Raw genomic sequence first — 24,542 nt, forward strand, 5'->3', positions numbered from 1 at the left:
CATATTGGCGCAGTTATTCGCCGAATATGCTCCAATGGTTGAAACTCCACGCATAAGGCCGTATTTGCGTCTGCGAGATATCAATCGCGCTGCATAGGCGTGTCCAGGAACTTAAAATGACAAAAATTGTATTCGTATCCGCTGATGGCGCTTCACGCATCGAAGTTGAAGCTGACAACGGATCGAGCGTAATGGAAGCTGCAATCCGAAACGGCATTCCAGGCATTGATGCTGAATGCGGTGGTGCTTGTGCCTGTGCAACCTGCCATGTCTATATCGATGACGACTGGACTGAGATCGTGGGCGGTCCGGATGCTATGGAAGAGGATATGCTGGATTTCGCTTACGAACCACAGCCCAATTCGCGCCTTTCTTGCCAAATCCGTGTGACGGATGAGATAGACGGCCTCGTCGTCAAAGTGCCAGAACGACAGAATTAATATTTCAAAGCAGAGTGGCAACATATAAAGGGGCGTCGATGGAAGCCGAAGGTCATTCTGACATCGCAATCATCGGCGCGGGGCCTGTCGCCCTTTTCTCTGTCTTTCAGCTGGGATTGTTCGGTTTCAAATGCCGGTTGTTTGATTCCATGAGCCGGGCAGGTGGACAGTGCACAGCACTTTATGCTGACAAGCCAATCTTTGACATTCCGGCTTTCCCTGAAATTATGGGTGACGAGTTGGTTGATCGTCTGCTGAAGCAAATCGAACCTTATCATCCCGACTTCGAATTCAATCTGCTGATTTCAGGCGTATCTTTCGGTGAGAAGGGCGTTGAGCTCACAACATCGAGTGGCAAAACGTTCACTGCAAAAATCTTGCTGATCGCCTCGGGGCTGGGTGCCCTGACATCTGACGGTCAGATTGTGCGACCCGATCCGCTGGCTTCGATTTACCTTGAACGGTTTGGCAATGCGCTCGTTGTCAGCCCGGAAACGTTCCGTACGTCACAGTCAAAGATTTACGCAATAGGGGATGTCTGCCATTATCCGGGAAAGCTGAAACTTATACTTTCCGGTTTCCACGAGGCTGCCCTGATGACCCAGGCCATCAGGCGCGAATTGCAGCAAGCCAGATAGGCTTTATATTCTACTGAACCATTTTTTCGAGTTTGTAGGTCAGCAGTCTTTCAAAGCGGCGTTCAAAATTGATCGTCTCGACCCGGTCAAACTGTTCTTGCGCTTTATCATGCGCTGCCATCTGGCGTTCCGTCAGCTTATCGATGTTGGTGCGTAAGGTAGCGCAATCTTTCTGGCTACGCAGCGAGCGTATCTGGCGCTCCATTTCGCTCGCATGGCTGCGGGCAATTACGATATGGCTTTCTTCGTGGCGGCGGATATCCTGATACAAAGTATCCCAGATCAGCGCGAGCTCGGGTGAGGCTTTGCGGCGTTGTTTCCAGCGTGGCAACATGACCTTTGCATAAACATTCACATAAACGCCCTGAACCTTGCAGGCGCGATCGCCGGCCGCACGACCATAGCGTACCTTGGCATCGAAACGGATTTCGGCTGCTCCCGGATGGTGCTGCCCGGTCTTCTTGAGAAAGGGCCCACTGCGCGACAATGCCTTATCCAGATCTTCAGCAGTCTTTCCATTGACATTATAATAGCTAAACGTCCGGAAAATTGATGCAGCTTCAGCATGTGGAGCGACAACTGCAAGCGCCAACCCCAAAGCCAGAACCCGTTTTTTCAAAGACATGTTCCGGCACCTCTTCATAAAACCAGAAAGAAACTCGTAAATTCACTGATGAGCAACATGGCATGCAATCGTCAAGAGAACTATAACGCCATTCATAAAACGGCCTTGTGCTCTGATTCCGACATTTGCATCCCTTAATGACGGGCATTGAGCAAATGTCGAAATCTAAATGACCACTAGCAAGCATATGTATCTAGTGGATTTTTCGAATTTGACGTTTGAAACAGTATGTATGTCGGTCGGGATTCAAAGGTTAAATTCAATCCACTAGTGCCTGTTTGGCTGCATTCGGTTCGAAAAAGACAATCGGAAAATTCGTCAATGATGAAACAATGGCAACTTGCCCACGATCGTAACCTTCAATTGGGTGCAAAATCTGTCATTATGGGCATTCTGAACATTACGCCGGATTCTTTTTCCGACGGCGGTCACCACAATGATCTTGATAAGGCCATGGCAGCAGCCGAAACGATGCTTGAGGATGGCGCAGAAATTATCGATGTAGGCGGTGAGTCGACACGCCCAGGCAGTGCTGCTGTTGATGCTGAAACTGAAGCAGCTCGTGTCTTGCCAGTTATTCGCGCTCTTAGTGACCGTTTCGGCTGCATTATTTCAATTGATACCTATCGCGCCTCAACTGCACGGCTTGCGGTGGAGGCTGGCGCTCATATTGTCAATGATGTTTGGGGGCTGCAACGAGAACCCGAGATCGCTGAAGTAGCAAAAGAGACTGGTGCAGGTCTCGTTATCATGCACACCAGCCGCGTTAGAAGTATCAATCCTGATGTCATTGCCGATCAGTTTGCATTTTTAGATGTATCGCTCGACATTGCAGGCAGGGCGGGCATTGAAGCCTCCCGTATCGTTCTTGATCCGGGTTTTGGTTTCGGCAAGGACAAGGACGAAGACGTCGCGCTGATGGCGCGCATGGAGGAACTGCAGCGGTTCGGTTATCCTTTGCTTGTAGGTACGTCGCGCAAACGCTTCGTCGGAGCGATTACCGAACAGGCAGATCCTTTGAAGCGCGATGTTGGAACTGCAGCAACATCGGTGGCGATGCGTTTGGCGGGAGCCGACATCTTCCGTGTTCACAATGTCGCTTTTAATAGGGACGCACTTGCGGTTGCTGATGCTATCCTGCAAAGCAGATTGAATTCAAAATAGGAAATATGGCCGTGTACACCATCCGTATCATGAATTGCGCGTTCTTCGCGCACCACGGCGTCTTTGACGAGGAACATAAACTCGGCCAACGTTTCTATGTTGACGCGATTTTAGATGTCGATCCCGGCGACTCGCTGGACAACGACGATATTGAAGGCACAGTCCATTACGGGATCGCTTTTACCGTCATTCAGGACATCATCACCGGTCGTCAGCGTTATCTCATCGAAACGCTTGCACTCGATGTCGGTAAGGCACTGGTCGCGCGCTTTCCGCAGATCAAGCGCGCTGAAATCACGGTTCGCAAGCCGAATGCGCCGGTTCCGGGCGTTCTGGACCATGTTGAAGTAACAGTGATCTATCCGCGCTGATGAACAATGCCGTTATCTATGACGCTTGGCCCTTTCGCGCTTGGCTTGGCCTGGGCGGTAATATCGACGATCCAGTCGCTTCCATGGCCAAAGCATTGCAGCGGCTTGATGCTCGTGAAGACATAAAGGTTGTCGCTGTTTCAAATGTCTATCGCACTCCACCATGGGGCAAGACGGATCAGGCATGGTTTCAAAATGCTTGCGCCGAAATCGAAACCACGCTTGAACCAATCAAGTTGATTGAGACTTGTCTGGAGATTGAGCGTTCGTTGAAACGTGTTCGGCTGGAGCGTTGGGGACCACGCATCATCGATATCGATATTCTTGCGATGGAGAAATCAGGCGAGGCGGTAGTCATGAATGAACCCGTGCTTGAGCTTCCACATCCGCGCATTCAGGAACGCGCATTCGTCCTCGTTCCGCTCAATGATATTGCGCCAACACTCCTGATTGCAGGCAAAAGTGTGTCTGAATGGGAAAAGGCTTGTATCAGCGATGAAATAGAAAAAGCCCGCAGTGATGCGGGCTGGTGGCTCGAATAAGTGTGCAGACTCTTAGCGACCAGAGCTGAAACGCTCTAGTTTTTAGCGATGCTGCCAACCGCTATATTATCAATGCGCTTGAGGCTCATCCCGATTACAGGAACAAGGTCCTTGTCAACCCGAACCGACACCGTGACGTTCATGGTGTTTTTGTCGGCAACGCGAGCAAGCATGGCACCAGTCAGTTCCTTGCGGTTCAGACCGAGAACTACTTTGTTTCCTGTGACGGAACCCGACGTTACATTCAGGCCTTTGCCTTCTGCGCCATCATTGAATTTGCCGGAATAGCTGGAGCCAACACGTGTGACGGTTGCCTTCATAGGCTGGGAGAAAACACCCACCCGGCAGGAGCCATCAAGTGTCATACCGACAGCATCGTTGGGGGTTGTGCCCGCCAGAGAGCAAATGAATTTCGTGCCTTTATATTTGCCGGCGACGATTTCACCCGGACCAGACCATTGGCCCTCAATTGTCTGGAAAAACTGTTCATCCTTATCTGCGGCCAAAGCTGGCGCAGCAAAAAACGATGCGGGCAGTAGCGTGAGGCATGCAGCGATGTAGTTTTTCATATTCAGCTCTGTCCCGGAATCTCGACCAAAAGGCACTATTCCAATAATTTATCTGTAAGCACTCCGCAACCGCACATCCAACAATCGGGTGACGGTGCGTTTCGGTGGCGCCAGGATCACAGATTCGAGCGCCCTATATATTGTCGATCCCATAATCGTTGCGAATGGTTAATGCTTCGTTGTCGCGACAACTAAAGTCAACGTTATTACCCGAATATGAATGTGCTCTGGTGGCATGATTCCGACATTTGCATCCCCTGGTTACAGGCGTTGGACAAATGTCGGAATCAAAAGGACCATTATCAAGTTCATGAATCTAAGGGATTTTTCGAGTTTGACGTTTGAACTCATTAGCCGCGCTTTGTCGGCTTCGTGCTTTTCTCGCCATTTATGCGCGCAATATCACCGATAAAGTCACCAACGCCGGGGCGCTTCTCCGAATTGAACGGGAAAGGGCGGACAACATCCATTGCTGCAATGCCTATGCGAGCGGTCATCAAGCCATTGACAACACCTTCGCCGAGCTTTGCAGACAGGCGTGATGCCAGTCCATGGCCGATCAGCTGCTGAATGACGCTATCCCCCATCGCCAACGTTCCGGTCACAGCCAGATGTGCCACGACCCGCCGAGCAAGTTTGAGAAAGCCCAATGTGCCCGGACGACCGCCATAAAGCTGCGACAGTCTGCGGATCAGGCGGGCGGATTCAAAAATCACATAGCCAATATCGACGAGCGCACGCGGACTAATCGCGGTGACGATGGAAACACGCTTTGACGCATTGAGGATCAATGCGCGTGCTTCACGATCGAGTGGGCGCAATATTTCTGTTTCGGCAAGACGGATAAGGTTGCGGCCATCAATGATTTCATCGGTCAAGCCATCCAGGGTCTGTCGTCCCCGTGCGGTTTCAGGCAGGCCTGCCGCAATCGTGCGTAACGCATCCACAGCCTTACGTGCTGCGGCCATATCATCACGCTCCGCCGCATCTGCTGCGTCTTTGCGCAGATGCTGCACCGATGCCAATCGCCGCAAAGCCAATAATTCACGCGCGATAATGGCCACAAACGCGGCGAGCGCTATCATTGCTACGCCAAGTGCTGTCCAGCCAAGCCAGTCCGCACGCGTAAAAAGCGCCTGAATGAGGTCTTCTATCCAAATGCCGATGGCAAATGAAGCCAATATGCCCAAAGCGCCCAACAGTATTCTGCTCAAAGACCAGCGCTGGCGAGGCGGAGCTTCAAACGACGGGTCCAAAACTTCCAGTTCAGCAGCTTCTTCATCGCTTAAGGCGAAGACATCGATCTCTGGAACGACCTTTTCAAGGTCCGTAACGGCACGCGGACGACGTGGCGTTTCCTGCGTCGGATCGGAAGCCTCCGTTTCCATTGGCTTCTTAACGGTAAATGCTGCGGGTTTGCGTGGAGGCTGCTCACTCATGCCAAACGATCCCCGATTAGAAACTGGAGTGCGCGGTCCAGCCTGATATGCGGCAATGAAAGCGTTAGACCTTCAGCCGTTCTTTCCAGACGTGGAGGTCGAAAACGTACGAAGCGAATAGCTGCTTCGTCGCTAGACAGTGAAGGCTCGAATATTACATTAGGGTTCTTTGGTAAATCACCAGGAAATATAGCGGTTTCAGTTTCACCATCGAACACTTCTGCATCAATTCGTTCGCCTTTAAGTGGCGTCCCGATGATGACGGGCAGCGTATCCTTGCCTTCTTTCACAGTCGCTTCGCGGGTGGCACGCACTGCGGCCATGGCAAGCACATCAATATCAGCGCCTGAAAAATCAGCGCGCTCAATTGCCCGTTCCACAAGTCGGCGGACAATTGCCTGTAACCGGTCATGGCTTTCGTGATGAAGGTGATCGGCCTTTGTGGCCGCCACCAGAATACGGCCAATGCGGCGTTGGATAAGGCCCGTCAATAGGTTGGCACGACCGGGACGGAAGCAGGATAGAATATCGGTCAGCGCGCGTTCCAGATCAGCGACCACTGCGCCACCGGCATTCATAGCCTGCATGGCATCGATAAGGATTATCTGGCGATCGAGCCGGGCGATATGTTCGCGGAAGAACGGCTTGATTACATGTGTTTTATAAGCCTCGTAACGGCGCTCCATCATCGCAGCCAGACTGCCAGTTTTGAAATCTTCCGGCTTCAGCTCCGGCAAAGGTGCGAATGTAAGGGCTGGCGAACCTTCAAGGTCGCCCGGCATTAGAAAACGTCCCGGCGGCAAAGTCGAAAGTGCGCGCTCGTCTGCTTTGCCAGCACGCAGATAGGCTGTGAAACTTCTGGCCAGTCGCTGCGCAGTCAATTCATCTGCACTATCGGAAGGCGCAACAGTTTGTGCGTCTGCCAGCCATTGCTGTGCCAGATCCTTATGTGTCGGCTCATTGGCAAGAGCAAAGGAATCCGCGCTGAACTCGCTATAGGACTTTCCAAGCAAAGGAAGATCGAGTAGCCACTCACCGGGATAATCAACAATATCGACCGAAAGCCGTCCCGGTGAAAGCCAGCGGCCCCATGCGGATGCGGTTTCATATTCAATCGTGAGACGAAGTTGCGAGATAGCGCGCGTCGAATCCGGCCAGATGCGTTCGTCGAGCAAAGCCGAAAGGTGCTCTTCATATTGAAAACGCGGAACTGCATCGTCCGGCTGTGGCTCGAGCATAGAACGCGAAATACGCCCGGACTTATAAGCCTCGAACAAGGGCAGGCGACCGCCATGCACCATATTGTGCACCAGCGCCGTTATGAAAACCGTTTTGCCAGCACGGGAAAGACCAGTGACACCGAGCCGTAACGAAGGAGACATCAAGCCCGTGGCCCGATCCGTCAGTGTGTCGAATGCGATCCTTGCTTCATCGCCGAAACTGGTCAGTTTTGCCAATTGTTCCCTCGTGAAAATTACATCTTGTCACTGCCATACATAGGAACTCGCAGGCCGTATCAACAAGGAAGCGATGGATTCAATGATTAAGTTCTTAAAGCGGCAGAGGAAAGCTCTGCAGAAAGCCCTTGCCGCGCGCAATATCTGACAATGGACCGTCAAAGGTGATTGTCGCGAGCGATGCGGTTGGGAATCCTGCTTCAAGCCTTGAAACACTTGCAGGATCACCCGCACCGCAAAGGGCCAATGCCAGATCTTCGATGCTAGGATTATGCCCGACCAGCATCAACGGCTCTGCATCTGCATTGTTCTTGATTGCCTGCATATATTCGCCCGCGCCGCCACCATAGATCGTCTCGTCGATGATCATGTTGACGTCTATTCCGAGCCGTTCAATCAAACCAAATGCAGTTTCGCGGGTGCGGCAGGATGCCGAAAGCAAAACCTTTCCCGGCATTTGATTTGATGCCTTCATTGCAATGGCCAGCTCGTTCAACGAGGAAATACCCTCTTCATCCAGCGGCCTGTCAAAGTCTTTCATTGCGGGCTTTGCCCATATGGCCTTGGCATGACGGAGGAGAAAAAGACGACTCATCGCGGGCTCCAAACTGCATTTTGATGCGAATGCAGCGCTTTTCATGCCACATTTTCTGCAAAATTGCTCCCGCTTCACACAGTTTCGGGCAACTTTTTGGTGTGTGACGTGAATATTCACAGATAGTTTTGCTGCATTATTGAGCATAATCTGGAGGATCAATTGTTCTTCATTTGTAATTATGTTTCTTGAGCAGGCTGCTACCTAATATTTTGAAGTGTTTTATAAAAATAAAACCGAATAAATTGTACTTTGAAATTAAACTGCTTATTTTTTCATCTAAATCACACAATTTTGATGAATTAAAAAGTAGCGAGACGTGAGTGTTTGATGTTGTGTCCTTGTTACTATGGACTTATATAACCGCTCGCGTCTCCTAGATGTGGGGTGATTCAGAATGAGTGAATTGATCGACCTTGACTATAGGCCCACTGAAGACGAGCCGTTCATGAATGAACGGCAGAAGTCTTACTTCCGTGCAAAACTTGTTGCATGGAGGAATGATATTCTGCGCGAAGCACGCGAAACACTCGATGCGCTACAGCAGGAAAATGCAAATCACCCGGACCTGGCGGATAGGGCATCCTCCGAAACGGACCGGGCAATTGAACTCCGCGCTCGTGACAGGCAGCGCAAACTGATTTCCAAAATCGATGCAGCTCTCAGCCGTATTGACGAGGGTACCTATGGTTTCTGTGAGGAAACCGGCGATCCAATCAGTTTGAAACGACTTGATGCACGACCAATCGCAACGCTTTCAATTGAAGCACAAGAGCGCCATGAGCGCCGCGAAAAGGTCTATCGCGACGATTGATCTTCATCAAGTCGAGTAGAAAATTCTTTAAAGGCTGCGGTATCCGCAGCCTTTTTTCTTTGCCTTTAGTGAGTAGCCGAAAAGCATGAAGTGGTTTGCGGGAAAGATGCTCGTTAAACGAACAGATAGAGAAGTTTTAATGATTCAATCTTAACCGGGGCCGATCTGATCAGGCAAAAAGAAAGGGTATCAGCCTTTTGGACTGATACCCTGAATTTTACAATTCACATTCAATCAGTACGGCTTACTTAAAAGTTGCGGGTTTCATTTTTGGTTAGCTCGCCAAGAAGCTTTTCCATTTCGTCCTCGATACTGTCATCCGGCTTGCCACCGTTTGGAGAAATATCGAGTGAACCCAGCAGTTCTTCTTCAAAAATATCAACTTCCAGCATTTCTGGTTCTTTATTCTCAGAACCAGTCAGGCTGTCGGTTTCAAGATCAGCCATGATGGCGTCGTGCAATGCACCGCCAAGATCGCCCAGATCGTCATCAGCAGCTTCCGGCTCCGAATTTGAAGAAGCCGTAACTGGCTCTGTTTTAGGAGCAACGGGCGTGAAATCTGGCGCCGATGATGTCGTCACTGTCGGGCTTTGCAGAATATCGCCGATTTCAGACACAGTGGCCTTTGCACTCGTCGTCACCTCACGCTCTGGCGTAACACCACCAAGATCAGAGGCAGCAACCGCTGCGGCAGCGGCACCAAGACCTGATGTTGAGCTGAGAACCCCGCGTGAAACCTGGCTAAGAGGGTAAGCGGGATGCAGGCGTGGCGACTGAGGCTGTTCTGTCGGACGGGCAGCTGGAAGCACAGTCCGTGGCTGCGGTGGGTAGTTGGGAGCAGGACGAGGCGGCTGCGGACGAGCCTGGACGACTGGGGCCTCAGTTGTTTTTGGAGGCTGAGGAGCAACGGGCGAAACAGGCGGGCGCGGTGGCGCACGAAACTGCGGAGCTTCAGGGCTGACCTGCTGCACGGGTGTTTCCCGAACCGGTTCGGGTCTGCGCTGTACAGGCGTCTCGATTGGGGAATTGAGCTGAATGGCTTCGCCCTTTTCCACCGACTGCGATGCATGTTGCGTGAGAGCGGGACGCTCAGCCACCTCGGACGAGATGTTGGCCTCATGCTGACGGAAACGCTCGATATGCTCCGGTTCGATACGCACGGTCTGCGAACGTGAGTTGGCGCGTGATTCCATGACGATATTTTGTTCAACGACAACATCGGTGGGGCCACCGATAAGGAGCAGATGTTCAACATCATCACGGCGGATCAGAACAAGCTTGCGGCGGCTGTCGACGGCTGCTGCATCCATAACCGAAAGTCTTGGCTGACGTCCTGTTCGACCGTTCGTGGCAAAACCTCCACCACTGAAGCGGCGGATAATACTCAGAACAACGAAAATTCCGCCTAAAATGATCGCAAAAATAAGGATGAAGCCGACAATATTTGCCGTGCTTTCTCCAACAAGACCGCTGAGCCATTCCTTCATGCGGGTAACCCTCTCATACTAAAACGAATAATGCCCGGCTGACGGAAACCACAATTCCCCGCGCTTCAAATCACCGAGACAACACATGTCCAAAGAACACTAATTCAATTTGCCCTGCTTGGGAATGATGCATCAATTTGTGAGAAACATATGATCCCCAGCCAAAACGGTGCAAAACAGCATAGTTGATACTGTTTTAAAGTCCGCAAGCTTGTGCTGTCGGGCAATTAACGCATTCTGCGAATCGTATATACCCTGCAATATGCGTCAAAATCTGGCACAAGACATAGAGCTGGAAAACGATGCAGGGAACGTGATTGGTTTTGCTTGATGAATAAGATAGCGCTTGAGCTGGAAGTAACAGCGAACGGACGATTTGTCGTCCATGCAGTTCAGCCAAACAGCATGAAAGGGCAGTGGGCCTGATGTCGCGACAGACGGACAATAATTATCCGAAACCGCTCGTCATGCCGAAGCGTGGCTCAAGCTCAGCTTTGAGGCTCCTGATTATCGGCGTCGTGCTGACAGTTGCAGCCCTTGTCTATTTTGTGTTTCGCGACCGGCTTGGCGATGGTTTCGCAATCGTCTTGATGGGCATCCTGTCCATGATCGGCGTTTTCTATCTTTTCGGAGCTGCCACGGGCCTGATCCAGTTCAGCCAGCGCCACGGCGGGCAGGATCTGGCTCATACCTTCATGGATACACTGCCGGAAGGAACCGTGATTTCGGATTCTCGCGGCCAGATTGTTTATGCCAATAATTCCTATGCCGGGATGACCGGCGTTGCCACTGCCGATGGTGTGCGCTCGCTTGACAATATCCTCACGAACGAACCCGCTGCCTCTGATGCGATCTATCGTCTGACAAACGCTGTCCGCGATGGCTTGTCGGGGCAGGAGGAAGTGCGTATTTCCGGCGGTCTTTCACGCGATGGGCATGGCTCGGCCGCGCCGGTCTGGTATCGCATCAAGGCGCGCGCCGTTGATGGCGGACAGGATTTCAAAGGACAACTCGTCGCTTGGCAGATTGCTGACATTTCCGATGAGCGCGCCGAACAAGAACGCTTCTTTCAGGAACTTCAGGAAGCGATCAACCATCTTGATCATGCACCTGCAGGCTTTTTCTCGGCCGATCCGTCAGGCCGCATTATTTATCTTAATGCCACACTCGCCGAATGGCTTGGTGTCGATCTCACACAATTCACACCGGGCTCGCTCACGCTTAATGATATTGTGGCGGGTAGTGGGATGGCTCTCATCAAGGCCGTCAAGGCGGAGCCGGGCACTAGCCGCAATACAGTCATCGATCTCGATCTGATCAAGCGTAATGGCCAAAGCCTGGCTGTTCGCTTCTATCACCGCGTTCAGGCGGCACGCGATGGAACTCGCGGCACAAGTCGTACAATCGTTCTGGATCGCGCTGAGGGTGAAGATTCATCCGCTGCATTGCGTTCAGCAGAAGTGCGGTTTACGCGGTTCTTCAATTCGGCGCCGATGGCCATTGCGGCTGTGGATGCTGAAGGGCATACTTTGCGTACCAATGCGCGCTTCCTTGATATATTCGCGCCAGTAGTCGATCGCGATGCAATCGACAACCGCATGAAGCTTGAGAATGTCGTTCACGAACGCGACCGCGAAACCTTCAATAAGGCGCTCGCCGCTGCATTTGCAGGACAGGCCAGCATTTCACCGGTCGACACAGTTCTTCCGGGCAATGAAGAGCGCCATATTCGTTTTTATATGAGTGCTGTTACTGATCTGCGTGAAACCAGCGAAGAAGCGGCAATCATTTCTGCTGTTGAGACCACCGAGCAGAAGGCGCTTGAAAATCAGATGGCGCAGAGCCAGAAGATGCAGGCAGTTGGTCAGCTGGCTGGCGGTATCGCCCATGACTTCAATAACGTGTTGACCGCAATCATCATGTCGTCGGATTTGTTGCTGAGCAATTACCGTGCTTCTGATCCGTCTTTCCCGGACATCATGAACATCAAGCAGAATGCAAATCGTGCGGCTTCGCTCGTTCGACAGCTTCTGGCATTCTCGCGCCGTCAGACACTGCGTCCGGAGGTTCTCGACCTTACCGACGTTCTCGCTGATCTGCGCATGCTTCTGGCACGCCTGGTTGGCAAGGATATTGGTCTTAAGATCGAACATGGACGCGATGTCTGGCCTGTTAAGGCCGATCTCGGTCAGTTCGAACAGGTCGCAGTCAACCTGGCCGTAAACGCCCGTGACGCCATGCCTGAAGGTGGCGAGATCACATTGCGCACGCGCAATGTCAAAGCGTCCGAAGCGGCGAAGCTCAACTATCGTGACCTGCCTGAAGCCGATTATGTCGTCTTTGAAGTTGCAGACAGCGGCACGGGCATTCCAGCCGATGTGCTGGAGAAAATCTTCGAACCATTTTTTACCACGAAGGAAGTAGGCAAGGGCACCGGTCTTGGCCTCTCCATGGTCTATGGCATCATCAAGCAGACAGGCGGCTTCATCTATTGCGATTCCGAAGTCGGCAAAGGCACTACCTTCAAGATCTTCCTCCCACGCCATATAGAAGAAAAGGGCGCAGACAATGCGCCGGTAGCGATCAAAGAGAAGAAAGTCGAAAAGGCAACAGACCTTTCGGGCTCCGCGACTGTTCTTCTCGTTGAGGATGAAGACGCGGTTCGTATGGGTGGGGTGCGCGCCTTGCAATCGCGCGGTTATACCGTGCACGAGGCAGCGTCAGGCGTCGAAGCACTTGAGGTTCTCGAAGAGCTGGGCGGTCTGGTTGATATCGTGGTCTCCGACGTTGTCATGCCTGAAATGGACGGTCCAACGCTTCTGCGCGAATTGCGCAAGACTCATCCAGACATCAAGTTCATCTTCGTGTCCGGCTATGCAGAAGATGCTTTCGCCCGTAACCTTCCGGCGGATGCCAAGTTTGGCTTCCTGCCAAAACCCTTCTCTCTCAAACAGTTAGCAACTGCTGTTAAAGAAATGCTGGAGAAAGAAGATTGATGTCTGATCCCACTGAGAAAAACGGTGCGGATAGCGATGCGTGAGCGCTCAGTCGCGATTTTCGGCGGCGGCCCAGCGGGGTTGTTCGCCGCCGAACGCTTGTCGGCACTTGGGTTACCGGTCACAGTCTACGAGCAGATGCCAACGGTCGGGCGCAAGTTTTTGTTGGCCGGAAAGTCCGGCCTCAACATCTCGCATTCCGAAGATTTCGCACAATTCGCCCAACGCTATGGTGCAAGCAACAATCTGCTTCTATCGGCTTTAGCACAATTCACACCGCAGAATTTACGCGACTGGGCGGATGCGCTGGGTGCTGAAACCTTTGTCGGTTCCTCTGGCCGCGTATTCCCAAAAGCGATGAAGGCGTCACCTTTACTGCGTGCATGGTTACGTCAATTGGAAGCGCAGGGTGTCAAGATATTGACCCGCCACAAATGGATTGGCTTCGCGGCGGGCAAGCCTCTGGTTCAAACGCCAAATGGGATTGAAACTGTATCATGTGATGCCGCACTTTTCGCTTTCGGTGGTGGAAGCTGGCCCAAGCTCGGTTCCAATGGCGCATGGTGTGGACTATTCAAGGAGCAGGGCATCGCTATTGCTCCTTTGCGTCCGGCAAATTGTGGTTTCGATGTCAATTGGAGTGATATCTTTGCCGAACGCTTCGCAGGCGAACCGGTCAAGTCTGTGACGATCACCAGCGGTGCAGGCGTGACACAAGGCGAGTTTGTGATTACGCGCGGTGGCGTCGAAGGCAGTCTTGTCTATGCACACTCTTCGGCATTGCGCGATGAACTGGAACAGAACGGGCAGGCCAGTCTGGTTCTTGATCTGGCGCCGGGTCGGACGGTCGAGCGATTGGCACATGATCTGGAACGACAGGATAAGAAGCTAAGCATAAGTAATCTATTGCGAAAAGGTGCCGGGTTTACGGGTGTTAAAACAGCACTGGTGCTTGAATTTCAGCGGGAGAAAAACCCGACGAAACTCGCACGCACCATCAAGTCGCTCGCAGTTCCACTTGTTCGTCCTCGACCAATTGAAGAGGCCATTTCGTCTGCCGGTGGCATAGAATGGAACGAAATCGATGAGCACTATATGCTCAGGAAACTGCCCGGCATGTTCGTTGCCGGCGAAATGATCGACTGGGAAGCGCCAACCGGCGGTTATCTTTTGACCGCATGTTTCGCGATGGGCTTAGCGGCAGCGGACGGACTTTATAACTGGCTTCAGAAAAGCGGTTAGATTTCTCAGTCATCCGCGACATGGGAGGGAATATGAAACGCTTTTTGAAAGTTACCGGTTCCATTGTCCTGTTAGCCACCCTTGGCATCGTTTTATGGCTGGGTTTCAGACCTCCTGAGCTTCTTAAAGTCGGCACCGGCTATGCCGCCAAAATTGTCTGCTCCAATGTCTTTCTGGCAAATCGAGATGCACAGGCAGTGCTTGCCGATGATGTACAGGCACCGGGGCATCCACTGCTGAAATATCTCAACGTTTCAGTGAATGATGCAGATCAGAGTGTTACCGCACATATCTTTGGCTTCTTTGCGCCGAGCAAAGCTGTTTATCGACCGGGGCTGGGCTGCGCCAATGTCCATGATGAAGATTTGCGTCCCAATTTGCAGATACCAGCGGATGCTGTAGCAGCTGTATCGGACATAGCCATCAACCCGGCAATCCAGAACATCGTAGAAAATCTGGCACTAGCGGGACCTGGAATGCGGGCAATCGCTGTTCTCAAGGACGGTAAAATTATTGCAGAAACCTATGGCGAGGGCTTTGATGCCAGCACGCCTTTGCTCGGCTGGTCCATGACGAAATCGGTTATGGCAACGTTGATCGGCATGCGTATCGCCGAAGGCCGCATGGATTTGAAGCGTGACCATTTATTGCCGGAATGGAACAATGACGACCGTGCCAGGATCACGCTCGCAGACCTGATGGCCATGGAAAGTGGTCTTAAGTTCGATGAGGACTATGGCAATGTAACTGACGTTACGCGCATGCTTTTTCTCGAAAACAATATGACAGAATTTGCCGCTTCTCTGCCGCTTGAAGCGCAGCCCGGCGCAAAATTCAACTATTCGAGCGGCACGGCTAACATCTTGTCAAAGCTCTATATGGACAGTTTCGACAGTCGTGACGAGGCATTCTCTTATGCGCAGAAAGCACTCTTCGAGCCGTTGGGCATCGCGAGCGCAACATTGGAGCCCGATGCCAGCGGCATCTTTGTTGGCTCCTCCTATCTCTATGCAAATGCACGTGACTGGCTTTATCTTGCACGATTCCTTCTCGACAATGGAAGAACAGGCGACAAACAGCTTTTGCCAGACGACTTTGTAAATTTCATGCGGCAACCATCCAAAGCTTCACAAGGGCGCTACGGATCGGCGCAAGTATGGCTGCAAAGTGCAGGGGTGCTTGTCGGCACAGAAGGCATCCCGTCTGATGCCTTCTGGATATCTGGGCACGATGGGCAAAGCATTCTTATCGTTCCATCAATGCAGCTGGCCATTGTCCGTCTCGGCCTCACACCTTCACGTACTGGATATAAGGTTCCAGAACTTCAGGCAGCTGTCGCCAAAGCTCTTCAGTGATCTGACTTCAGATCAACCAGATTGAGCTTGCGAAAATCTCCGCCGCTCGGATTCTGGAACGGATTAAGACCGAATTCCGGCATGACCGCATAAAGGTGATCGAAAATATCTGACTGGATTTGCTCGTAAGAAGCCCAAGCTGTCGTATTGGTGAAGCAGTAGATTTCTAGCGGCAAGCCATCCGGCGTTGGGTCCATCTGGCGCACAATCAAAGTCATCCCTTTATGAATGCCGGGATGATTGCGCAGATAGATTTCAACGTAAGCACGGAATGTGCCGATATTGGTAAAGCGGCGGGTGTTAACAGGGTTCTTTGCCTTGTCGCCAAGCTTTGCATTCCAATCGGCGATTTCCTTTTCTTTCTTCGATAGATACTCGGTAAGCTGATTAATCGAAGCTAGACTATGACGCTCATCTTCAGTCAAAAATCGGATTGTAGCCTGATCAATGAACAGTGCACGCTTGATGCGCCGTCCGCCCGACTGCTGCATTCCGCGATAATTTTTCATTGGTTCAGTGATGAGCTTACGGATCGGAATGGTCGTAATGGTCTTGTCGAAATTCTGTACCTTCACCGTATAAAGCGCGATCTCAACCACATCACCATTGGCGTCGAGATTTTTCATCTCGATCCAGTCGCCGACACGCACCATATTGGAGGAGGCGATTTGCATACTGGCTACCAGCGACAACAGCGTATCCTGGAAAACCAGAATAAGTACTGCAGCCATGGCACCCACACCCGAGAGAAGAATGATCGGTGAGCGATCCAACAGCGTGGCGATGATGAGCACAACTGCCACGATATAGATGGCAAGCTTGCTGACCTGAACATAGCCCTTGATCGGGCGATCTTTCGCTTCTTCACGACGACTATAGAGCGTGTCCACGACGCTTAATACCGCACTGACCGTGAATGCGAGGGTCAGAATAATGAATGCCGTTGCAACATTGCTGATTATTGTCAGTGCTGTTTGCGGCAACCCTGGCACAGCGGCAATACCAGACGAAATAATCAATGCCGGAACAATATTTGCCAGATGGCCAACAACACCGTGCTGCTTCAGTTCCTCATCCTGGCCAAATGCAGTTCTTTGCACGACCCGGTCCAGAACTTTCAGTAAAATCGCTTTGATTAGAAAATTGGCGACAAATGCTGCGAGAAAAAGACCGCCAAGTGTTGCAACCGTTTGCGCCCAGGGATGGGCAGTAAAGAATTCCGACAATAGATTTTCCCAATTGGTTTGGCCCCGATGAATGGCCAGAATGATTTGGTGAATGTGCGACAGTGGTACGTGTATGAACTGTTGAAATCAACCGTTGGGCGTTATTTCAAACAAAAGCCCCGGCCGAAAGGCCGGGACTTCTACCCATACAGGAACACAGCGATTTGAAATTACTGCGCAGGAGCGGGTGTTGCCGGAGCAGGATCAGCCGCCGGCGCATCCATCGCAGGAGCGTCTGTCTTGCCCGTTGCAGCTTTGTCCGCCACACCATCAGCAAAGAGTGCAGAGCGATCAAAAGTCGGTGCCTCGGTTAGCTGCTCTTTCGTGGCCTTTATAACCAACCACTTTTTGCCATCGCTTCGCGTTGCGAGCTGCAACTGATCAGGACTAACGGCGACATCTTTCTCGCCCACACCCAGGAAGCCACCAACACCAATTATAGCTGCCTGAATTTCACCTTCAGGACTGGCAATCAGATCATTGAGCTTACCCACGGAAGCAGCATCAGTCGCGTCACTTTCATAGACGGTCTGACCGATAAAGCTCGATACAAGAATCTGTCCATCCATCGCCTCGACAAACCCAACCTTATCGGCATCTTCAGAAGGCGGGCTGCCAAACATGTTCTGGGATGAAACCGGAAGCTCGGCTGCTGGCGCTGCTTCGGTCGGTGCCGGAGTTGCAGTCTGTGCAAAAGCTGATCCACCGATAAACAGTGCACACGTCGTTGTCAGAAGTGTTGTTCTAAGCATAACCATCTCCTTTATACGCTCGGTTGCATTAAATAAACGTAGAGATGTGAATTGCGTTCCAATTTTTTATGGATTTATTGAGAAATAATTTTCATCCTTTAAAATATTACCCAGATAAGTTTTCAGTATAGAAACAAGACATGCCAGAAATATCCTGGCATATTTTTATACTTATAGAAACTATGGATGAATTTATAAGATGGTTTGGATATAGCCGTCACGATGAGAGTAAGACGCCATTATTCGGCGGCAATCGCCAGTCGCGAACCGTCGAAATCCAGAAGAATGCGTTTGAGATCCATTTCATCAACGCGTTCAGCCGCCTCACGCGGGCAAACCCACTCGCAAACACGCTGATCGCGTTCCGGCCAATCCCTGGCACGTTCGATAAAATGCAGCGCGTAGACCGCAACCGTAAACTGGTTGATGCATTCCGGCGGAAGATCATTCTTACAATAGTCGAAGCTTCCAATTGGCTGAGGCGAAATATCGCCACGCACGCCAGCTTCTTCATAAGCCTCACGAGCTGCCGTCTCTGCAAGTGTGCGGCCAACTTGTGGCCAGCCCTTAGGAATCACCCAACGACCGGTTCCGCGGCTGGTAATAACCAGAACCTGCAACTCATGCGCTTCGTAGCGATACACAAGTGCCGCAACTTGTTGCAAGCGACCGGAAGGCGTCAGAATACGCTTCTCCGTTGCAACAAATTTTTTAGCCTGTGTTTTCACTGCGAAAGTCCCACCATTTTCCAAACAGAATGGATTGATTCGCCAAAATGACAATGAATTTGTTCAACAACGCCAAATAATAAAAAGCTGAAAACGCTTTTATTTTTAAGGGCTTGCTGAAATTAACGGTCGCGCAGTTTCAAATCAGTACCTTGCAATCCGCCTCCATCTAGTTTCGGCAGACTTTCAATATAGTGTGATTGCGGCAGTTTTACCACCGCAATCTGCTTTCATTTATTTTCGTTTAGCCGCGTTTTCCGCCAGCAATAGGTTCCTGATAGGTAAAGCCCATATCCCATGGGAAATAAATCCAGGTGTCCTGCGAAACTTCAGTCACAAAAGTATCAACAAGCGGACGGCCCTTTGGCTTCGCGTAAACCGTGGCAAAATGAGCCTTTGGCATCATTTCGCGAACGATAGCGGCCGTTTTGCCTGTGTCGGTCAGATCATCGACAACAATCACGCCTTCGCCGCCGTTTTCGAGAAGCGGCGCACCGATGCCCTTAAGGACTTCCATATCACCTTGCGACGTGTAGTCGTGGTAGGATGCAATGCAGACCGTTTCGATCAGACGAATGCCAAGCTCCCGGCAAACAATAGCAGCTGGGACCAATCCACCGCGTGTGATCGCGACAATGGCACGCCATTCGCGGTCCATATCGGCAATACGCCAGGCGAGGGCGCGGGCATCACGGTGGAACTGATCCCAGGAAACGGGAAAGGCTTTATCGGGCAACGACATTGAAACGCTCCATGGAAAATCCGGGGGTTTCACTCCGGACCTGTCAAACCAAAAATGCGCGATGACAATTGCCAGTCGCGCTGAACTGTCTGGATCTGCAGCTTTCCTTCATGCGCGCACAGCACCCTAAATGCATGCAGCACAGATATAGAAAGGCTTTCCGCCCGGCACATTCAGCGCCGGGAAATGCTGATAACCGCAAATAAGCCTATGTTGCAAGAGCGGCGTGAGACCGCAGCCCCCACATTGCTAACTTTAAACTGAATAATTGCTCAAAACTAAACGCTGACCAGTGAGAACAGGCCAGCGTTCAAAGAGAATGATCTAACGCGAGAACAGCGTCAGGATCGGCAAGTCATTAAGCATGGCGCGAGTCACACCACCAAACACCAGCTCACGAAGTCTGGAATGACTATAGGCCCCCATAACCAAAAGGTCGGCGCGTTGCGCGATGATATGCTCACGCACCACATCCTGTGCATAACGATTATGCGATGCTAGCGGGGTGATGGTGACATCCAGCCCATGCCGTGACAATGCCTCTGCGAGTTCGCTGCCAGCAAGGGCTTCGTCTTCGCCTTCACGTTCTGGCGGATCGACCCAGACAATCTCCGTCCGGTTTGCACGCTTCATCAGAGGCAGAGCATCAAAAGTTGCGCGCGCGGCCTCTCGCTTGCCATTAAACGCAACGACGATGCGATCCAGTGCTTCCATCGTGTGAACTGGCGCATAGGGCACCAACAGAACGGGGCAGCTGGAATTGAACACCAGTGTATCGGCAGTTTCATCATTGGTTGCCGGATCGTCCGGGTCCGGCTGACCGGCAACCAGCAATTCAGCACCAAGACAGGACGTCAGAACGCCGTCAGCTGCAGTGCCTGTTTCAGAGCGCGTAACGCGGAATTCATGATTTGCGCCCTGACGACGCATCTCTTCTTCAAACAGTTGCTGCAGACGCTCGGACATTTCCTTATGCTGCTTGTCGTGCAACTCAAACATGCCGGGATCTATAAATCCGTTTGGATCGGCATACACAACAGGAGAGGGAACAGAGTAAAGTCCGATGACGTGAATGTCAGGCATTCTGTTCATCAGAAGCCCAACTGCAGATAGAACCCGTTTCAACTCGGCTTCACTGCGGGAATAGGCGACCACCGTCTTGTAGGACATATTAGTTCTCCTTCCGGCTATTTTTGTATTTTAGCATATGAGTATTTCCAACAAAACTGTGGCGCAGTGTCTTGTGGAATAATGCTTAGGAACAGATGGTTATAGAGACTTCAGAGATTCCGCATTAATTCACGCAGCCCCTTGAGACTGCAAGTTTGCAATCATGGATTCGATCTCAGCCACAGCGATATCGATTTTGGCGACATCGCTGCCACGCACGACCAGTTCAGTGCTGAACCTGCCATTCTCGAATTTCGGGTAAGAACCGATGATCGTTTCAGGATTTTCTTTCTGGATCGCCGCCAGCGGCGCTCCGATCACGCCTTCTCCAAACGGACACCGAACGGCTTTTGAGAACAGTTTTCGGCCCGTTTTCAATGTCGGCAGAACATTGTCGAGCATGGCTTGGAATACCGAAGGCACGCCTGCCATGACATAGACATTGCCAATATGAAATCCGGGTGCGGTCGATACGGGATTATCGATGTGCTCAGAGCCTTGCGGCATGCGAGCCATGCGCTTTCGCGATTCTGTAAATTCCAGTTCACGCTTGGCGTAATTGGCAGCAAGCATTTCCATTGCCTTTTCATCATAGATGCAAGGCACTTCAAAAGCGCGTGATACAGCGTCTGCGGTTATATCGTCATGGGTGGGACCGATGCCACCTGACGTAAAGACATAATCAAAACCGGGGCGCAGCGCATTAAGAGCAGAAACTATCGCATCTTCATCATCGGGAACGATACGAACTTCTTTGAGATCAATGCCTGCTGCGGTCAGAACATCGGCCAGATGCCCAATATTTTTGTCTTTTGTGCGCCCTGAGAGAAGTTCATCGCCAATGGCAAGCATTGCAGCCGTTACGGCCCGCTGCGCGGTATTCGTCATGCCCAGACTCCATTCTGTGTCTTCACAGTTAATCCCCGGCAGACGAATGCTGCAACTGATTTTCTCTGTGTTTCCAACCGGAATCCTCTTGGAGGGCGAAATGCGCGATTGTTCGTTTCGCAATAACTGATATGCGCCAAATTCGTTGCCAGCGTTTTGTTGAATATTTCTTGAGCGCTCTTTCAAAAAATTACACTGTCAACAAAACCAGTTGTTGCAAATGCTGGAAACGGCTTGAATTTGCTTCACAAATCATGACATAGAAATGCGCATGCTGCGGTCGTGGCGAAATTGGTATACGCAACGGACTTAAAATCCGTCGCCTTTTAGGCTTGCGGGTTCAAGTCCCGCCGACCGCACCATTTTTCAAATGGTCAAATCACATTAAGCCACTGTAATTATTGGGTAATTCAAATTGCCTCACAATCGCTATTTACATTTAACGCCGAAATTGTGATACAAAACGCGCCACGCGATGAGTTTTTTATCGCACTTTTGGGGGTGTTTTATGGCGCGATTTTCTTCTCGGAAAGACCCGGATCGCTTCCTGTTTCTACGCGCGGATAATTACTATTATCGCCGCCGCGTACCGGGTAATTTGGTCCACGCTGATGATCGTGCACCCACTATTCGAACATCTCTCAAGACAGACGATCTGGCACTCGCACGTATCAAGCGCGATCTGATGGAAGAGGCTGACAATATTCTTTGGGCATCGATGGTTCTGGATGAACCGCGAGATCCAGCGCGTGCGCGATATGAGTCCGCAATGAAGCGTGTTGAAGCGCTCGGACTAACATATCGTTCATCGCAGTCATTGGCCGCAAACTCGTCGCTCGATGAGATCCTCACGCGATTGGATATGGTTGTCAGTCAACGCATGCCGCAGGAGCTTTCGCAGTCTGTAACTGGCGGCATTCCTGTACCGGCTGTCACCGTTAGCAAAGCATTTGAGATTTACTGTGATGAGATCGTGCCTGATGAGCTGGTAAACAAAAGTGCGTTGCAAAAAGCACAATGGAAAAAAGTTAAGCTGCGTGCGGTAAATAACTTCATCAGCATTGTCAGCGACAAGGCGATGAATGACATCACCCGCGATGATGCGATGAAGCTCTATAAGCATTGGCTGGAACGAATAGCGCCAAAAGACGGAAAATCCACGCACTCGGCATCATCAGGGAATCGCGACATTGGCAACATGCGTGTGCTCTATGAGGCTTATTTCACCTACATCGGTGAAGAGAGCAGGCAGAACCCTTTCTCGCGTCTCAGCTATGCGTCACGCAAAAAGCGTTCACGTCCGCCGTTCCCGCGCGACTGGTTGATTGATTCGATTATGAAGCCCGGCAACCTTGCCACGTTGAACGATGAGGCGCGCGGTATCGTTTTGGCTCTGATAGAGACGGGTGCAAGGCCAAGTGAATTGGCAAACCTGACACCGTCAGCGATTCGCCTATCGCATAAAATCCCGCATATCGCGATAGAACCTCGTGATGATCCGGATGATCCTCGTGAGATCAAAACCGGCTCATCTGAGCGTATCGTTCCATTGGTAGGCGTAGCGCTGGAAGTATTTAAGAGGCATAAACATGGCTTCCCACGATATCGAAATCGTGAGGATGATCTATCAGCAGCACTTAATAAATACTTCAAGGAAAACAATCTCTTCCCGACAACAGCTCACAAAATATATTCATTCCGGCACTCGTTTGAAGATCGGATGAAAGAGGCTGGTTTGGACGATGAGTTGCGGCGCATATTAATGGGTCATGCAATTGATAGGCCGCGATATGGAATGGGTGGATCTCTGGAATGGCGGCGCGACGAAATGCAAAAAATCGCGCTTCCATTTAATTCGACGATTGTTTGATGTCAGAGATATTTCTCCCTGCTTAATGTTGAGTGGGTGGCTACAATCATTTCGCGTGCAGCCTGAAATATGCTGGCAATCGTTGGAAATACGCGAGTCGGAACAAGGTCTTCGCCGTCGAACTCGCTGAAGTGGTCCCGCACGGCATCTTCTAACGCTGACCACGCGTCCTGCTCTTCCCATTCTGGTTCATAGTATCCAGAAACGCCACATTGTTTTCAGCGAAGGATTTGCGTGTCTCTTCGAGCATTTTCCGCTGCTGATCTGGCGGAAGCGCATTGAATGCGGTTATTGCCTTGTCTAGTAGATCAGTCATGCCGTGCCACCCTTGCCAGCTTCTCGCTGCTGTTTTTTCTTCCGATCTTCCTTGGCTTTCTTCGGATTGACCGGCATCAGAAGATGAAAGCCGTCACCTTCTCCATGGATGATGGCCGCTTCAAAATCGTTAGGAATATTGATCGTGATGGTTTGACCTTGCGTCGAATGCGCAAGGTGGATGAGATAATGAGCGTTGTATCGAGGCTTGCACGAAAGATCTGCGGACCCTGCACCGACCGCTAAAATCTCAGTCGCTTCAAAACCTTCCCTATTCGTGCCGGTAAGCTCAAGTGCATCAGGTTGGCTTGTTAGCCATATGTGAGTGTTATCCTCTGATGTCTTAATCACTGCATTCATGCGAAGCAGTCTTTTCAGGTAAGGCTTTCTCTCGACTGTGACGGCCTTGTGCGCTTCGGTTATGCGGTAGGGCAGGCGCGTCCAGTCTGGATATGACGCATCAATCAATCGCGCATGAATGGTTAGGCCTGAGTAGTAAAAGGCCAGCTTCTTATCTTCCGAAATCTCGACGCGCTGAGGTACTGGAAGGTTGCAAATGCGTCTCGCAATTTCAGTCGGAATGATTGAGCCGAAAAGATTGGTAGCGTCTAAACCGAGTGGATGCGCGGAAAGAATGTGTCCATTTGAGCCGACTGCGAGGAAAGTACCGTCCAGATCCTTGTGAATGCAAACACCTTGAAGATAGAATCGCGCATCGTCGTGGCTGACAGATCCAAGAGCAAATCGTATCGCCTTGGTAAACTGTTTCGGCAAGTTGTCGTAACTGTGTGTTGCCACAAAGGAAAACTCCGGAAATTCTGCCGAATCGCAGTTGGGCAGGATGTACGAGCCGCCATCAATATCGGCCTTGATACCCTTCGTGTGGCTGCTGAGCGTAATGATTGCTTCCGGGCGCAAGTTGTCGGTGAGTGATGAAAGTTCGCTGCGCGGTGCCAGCGCTTTTCCACGCACTTCGAGAACATCAATGTCCGCTTTAACTCGGACATCGCAATCGGTTCCTGTCATCGTCGCTCCGTCAAACTTCACCATATTAAGAATAGGCAAGTAAGACGATGAGCAGGCTACTGTGTTTAAAGCCTTGCGAAGGTTAGCAACC

Annotated in this window: 24 protein-coding genes and 1 tRNA gene; 11 read left to right on the forward strand and 14 right to left on the reverse strand. The window is 51.2% G+C overall.

Annotation, left to right across the window (positions count from 1 at the left end):
- The first annotated feature begins 116 nt into the window (after positions 1–116).
- Together CEV32_RS11335 and CEV32_RS11340 are read left to right on the forward strand one after the other, a co-directional pair.
- Positions 117–440, forward strand: coding sequence for a 2Fe-2S iron-sulfur cluster-binding protein (locus CEV32_RS11335; RefSeq protein WP_094577222.1), 324 nt, complete (start codon positions 117–119; stop codon positions 438–440).
- Positions 441–478: 38 nt separating this feature from the next.
- A complete protein-coding gene (locus CEV32_RS11340) occupies positions 479–1,078 on the forward strand; it encodes an NAD(P)/FAD-dependent oxidoreductase (protein WP_094577223.1) in 600 nt (199 codons plus the stop codon).
- A gap of 10 nt (positions 1,079–1,088) precedes the next feature.
- On the opposite strand, the gene CEV32_RS11345 is transcribed toward CEV32_RS11340, so the two are convergent.
- Positions 1,089–1,703 carry a DUF922 domain-containing Zn-dependent protease gene (locus CEV32_RS11345; RefSeq protein WP_094577224.1) on the reverse strand — a complete coding sequence of 205 codons (615 nt, stop codon included), beginning with the start codon at positions 1,701–1,703 and terminating at the stop codon, positions 1,089–1,091.
- A gap of 321 nt (positions 1,704–2,024) precedes the next feature.
- On the opposite strand from CEV32_RS11345, the gene folP reads away from it, so the two are divergent.
- The 3 genes from folP to folK are packed head-to-tail and all read left to right on the forward strand — an operon-like array spanning position 2,025 to position 3,780.
- On the forward strand, positions 2,025–2,867 hold the full coding sequence (folP, locus tag CEV32_RS11350) for a dihydropteroate synthase (protein WP_094577225.1): 843 nt from the start codon (positions 2,025–2,027) through the stop codon (positions 2,865–2,867).
- An 11-nt stretch (positions 2,868–2,878) separates the two neighbouring features.
- Positions 2,879–3,238, forward strand: a complete 360-nt coding sequence (folB, locus tag CEV32_RS11355; RefSeq protein ID WP_094577480.1) for a dihydroneopterin aldolase — start codon at positions 2,879–2,881, stop codon at positions 3,236–3,238.
- Entirely contained in the window at positions 3,238–3,780 is a 543-nt protein-coding gene (gene folK / locus CEV32_RS11360; protein ID WP_094577226.1) for a 2-amino-4-hydroxy-6-hydroxymethyldihydropteridine diphosphokinase, read from the forward strand. The genes folB and folK overlap by 1 nt, the downstream gene beginning before the upstream one ends.
- Before the next feature lie 35 nt (positions 3,781–3,815).
- Here folK and CEV32_RS11365 read toward each other — a convergent pair whose 3' ends face one another.
- The 4 genes from CEV32_RS11365 to CEV32_RS11380 all read right to left on the reverse strand — a co-directional run bounded on the left by CEV32_RS11365 (position 3,816) and on the right by CEV32_RS11380 (position 7,840).
- Entirely contained in the window at positions 3,816–4,349 is a 534-nt protein-coding gene (locus CEV32_RS11365; RefSeq protein WP_094577227.1) for a hypothetical protein, read from the reverse strand.
- Between the two features lie 350 nt (positions 4,350–4,699).
- On the reverse strand, positions 4,700–5,788 hold the full coding sequence (locus CEV32_RS11370) for a YcjF family protein (RefSeq protein ID WP_094577228.1): 1,089 nt from the start codon (positions 5,786–5,788) through the stop codon (positions 4,700–4,702).
- Positions 5,785–7,245 carry a YcjX family GTP-binding protein gene (locus CEV32_RS11375; protein WP_094577229.1) on the reverse strand — a complete coding sequence of 487 codons (1,461 nt, stop codon included), beginning with the start codon at positions 7,243–7,245 and terminating at the stop codon, positions 5,785–5,787. The genes CEV32_RS11370 and CEV32_RS11375 overlap by 4 nt, the downstream gene beginning before the upstream one ends.
- 94 nt (positions 7,246–7,339) lie before the next feature.
- Positions 7,340–7,840 carry a SixA phosphatase family protein gene (locus CEV32_RS11380; protein WP_094577481.1) on the reverse strand — a complete coding sequence of 167 codons (501 nt, stop codon included), beginning with the start codon at positions 7,838–7,840 and terminating at the stop codon, positions 7,340–7,342.
- 397 nt (positions 7,841–8,237) lie between these two features.
- On the opposite strand from CEV32_RS11380, the gene dksA reads away from it, so the two are divergent.
- Positions 8,238–8,654 carry an RNA polymerase-binding protein DksA gene (gene dksA, locus CEV32_RS11385; RefSeq protein WP_094577230.1) on the forward strand — a complete coding sequence of 139 codons (417 nt, stop codon included), beginning with the start codon at positions 8,238–8,240 and terminating at the stop codon, positions 8,652–8,654.
- 248 nt (positions 8,655–8,902) lie between these two features.
- Here the strand turns inward: dksA and CEV32_RS11390 are convergent, their stop codons facing one another.
- Positions 8,903–10,141, reverse strand: coding sequence for a flagellar biosynthetic protein FliO (locus CEV32_RS11390; protein WP_094577231.1), 1,239 nt, complete (start codon positions 10,139–10,141; stop codon positions 8,903–8,905).
- Between the two features lie 425 nt (positions 10,142–10,566).
- Between CEV32_RS11390 and cckA the strand changes: the two genes are divergently transcribed.
- From cckA to CEV32_RS11405, 3 genes are read left to right on the forward strand one after another with little or no spacing between them, the layout of a single operon-like run.
- Entirely contained in the window at positions 10,567–13,137 is a 2,571-nt protein-coding gene (gene cckA, locus CEV32_RS11395) for a cell cycle histidine kinase CckA (protein ID WP_094577232.1), read from the forward strand.
- Positions 13,138–13,173: 36 nt separating this feature from the next.
- Positions 13,174–14,379: a TIGR03862 family flavoprotein gene (locus CEV32_RS11400; RefSeq protein ID WP_094577233.1), complete on the forward strand. Its 1,206-nt coding sequence runs from the start codon at positions 13,174–13,176 to the stop codon at positions 14,377–14,379.
- Positions 14,380–14,399: 20 nt separating this feature from the next.
- Positions 14,400–15,734: a serine hydrolase domain-containing protein gene (locus CEV32_RS11405; RefSeq protein WP_374882418.1), complete on the forward strand. Its 1,335-nt coding sequence runs from the start codon at positions 14,400–14,402 to the stop codon at positions 15,732–15,734.
- Here CEV32_RS11405 and CEV32_RS11410 read toward each other — a convergent pair.
- The 6 genes from CEV32_RS11410 to CEV32_RS11435 all read right to left on the reverse strand — a co-directional run bounded on the left by CEV32_RS11410 (position 15,728) and on the right by CEV32_RS11435 (position 21,240).
- The gene (locus CEV32_RS11410) at positions 15,728–16,960 is read right to left on the reverse strand and encodes a mechanosensitive ion channel family protein (RefSeq protein WP_094577235.1); all 1,233 of its coding nucleotides are present in this window, start codon (positions 16,958–16,960) and stop codon (positions 15,728–15,730) included. The two genes, CEV32_RS11405 and CEV32_RS11410, sit on opposite strands and share 7 nt — an antisense overlap.
- A 170-nt stretch (positions 16,961–17,130) precedes the next feature.
- Positions 17,131–17,712 (reverse strand): PRC-barrel domain-containing protein, encoded by a 582-nt coding sequence (locus tag CEV32_RS11415; protein ID WP_094577236.1) that lies wholly within the window; start codon positions 17,710–17,712, stop codon positions 17,131–17,133.
- A gap of 239 nt (positions 17,713–17,951) precedes the next feature.
- Positions 17,952–18,440 carry an NUDIX hydrolase gene (locus CEV32_RS11420; RefSeq protein ID WP_094577237.1) on the reverse strand — a complete coding sequence of 163 codons (489 nt, stop codon included), beginning with the start codon at positions 18,438–18,440 and terminating at the stop codon, positions 17,952–17,954.
- Positions 18,441–18,684: 244 nt separating this feature from the next.
- Positions 18,685–19,182 (reverse strand): xanthine phosphoribosyltransferase, encoded by a 498-nt coding sequence (gene gpt / locus CEV32_RS11425; protein WP_094577238.1) that lies wholly within the window; start codon positions 19,180–19,182, stop codon positions 18,685–18,687.
- 324 nt (positions 19,183–19,506) lie between these two features.
- A complete protein-coding gene (locus CEV32_RS11430; RefSeq protein WP_094577239.1) occupies positions 19,507–20,352 on the reverse strand; it encodes a universal stress protein in 846 nt (281 codons plus the stop codon).
- A 129-nt stretch (positions 20,353–20,481) separates the two neighbouring features.
- On the reverse strand, positions 20,482–21,240 hold the full coding sequence (locus CEV32_RS11435; RefSeq protein WP_094577240.1) for a competence/damage-inducible protein A: 759 nt from the start codon (positions 21,238–21,240) through the stop codon (positions 20,482–20,484).
- 276 nt (positions 21,241–21,516) lie between these two features.
- Between CEV32_RS11435 and CEV32_RS11440 the strand changes: the two genes are divergently transcribed.
- Positions 21,517–21,602, forward strand: a tRNA-Leu gene (locus CEV32_RS11440).
- 146 nt (positions 21,603–21,748) lie between these two features.
- Positions 21,749–23,110 carry a tyrosine-type recombinase/integrase gene (locus tag CEV32_RS11445; protein ID WP_094577241.1) on the forward strand — a complete coding sequence of 454 codons (1,362 nt, stop codon included), beginning with the start codon at positions 21,749–21,751 and terminating at the stop codon, positions 23,108–23,110.
- A gap of 151 nt (positions 23,111–23,261) precedes the next feature.
- Here the strand turns inward: CEV32_RS11445 and CEV32_RS23690 are convergent, their stop codons facing one another.
- Positions 23,262–23,426 carry a hypothetical protein gene (locus CEV32_RS23690; protein ID WP_167382790.1) on the reverse strand — a complete coding sequence of 55 codons (165 nt, stop codon included), beginning with the start codon at positions 23,424–23,426 and terminating at the stop codon, positions 23,262–23,264.
- The gene (locus CEV32_RS11450) at positions 23,423–24,451 is read right to left on the reverse strand and encodes a DNA polymerase III subunit beta (RefSeq protein WP_167382791.1); all 1,029 of its coding nucleotides are present in this window, start codon (positions 24,449–24,451) and stop codon (positions 23,423–23,425) included. Before CEV32_RS11450 ends, CEV32_RS23690 begins: the two co-directional genes overlap by 4 nt.
- Between the last annotated feature and the right edge of the window lie 91 nt (positions 24,452–24,542).

Source organism: Brucella rhizosphaerae, from assembly GCF_002252475.1.
GTDB lineage: Bacteria > Pseudomonadota > Alphaproteobacteria > Rhizobiales > Rhizobiaceae > Brucella > Brucella rhizosphaerae.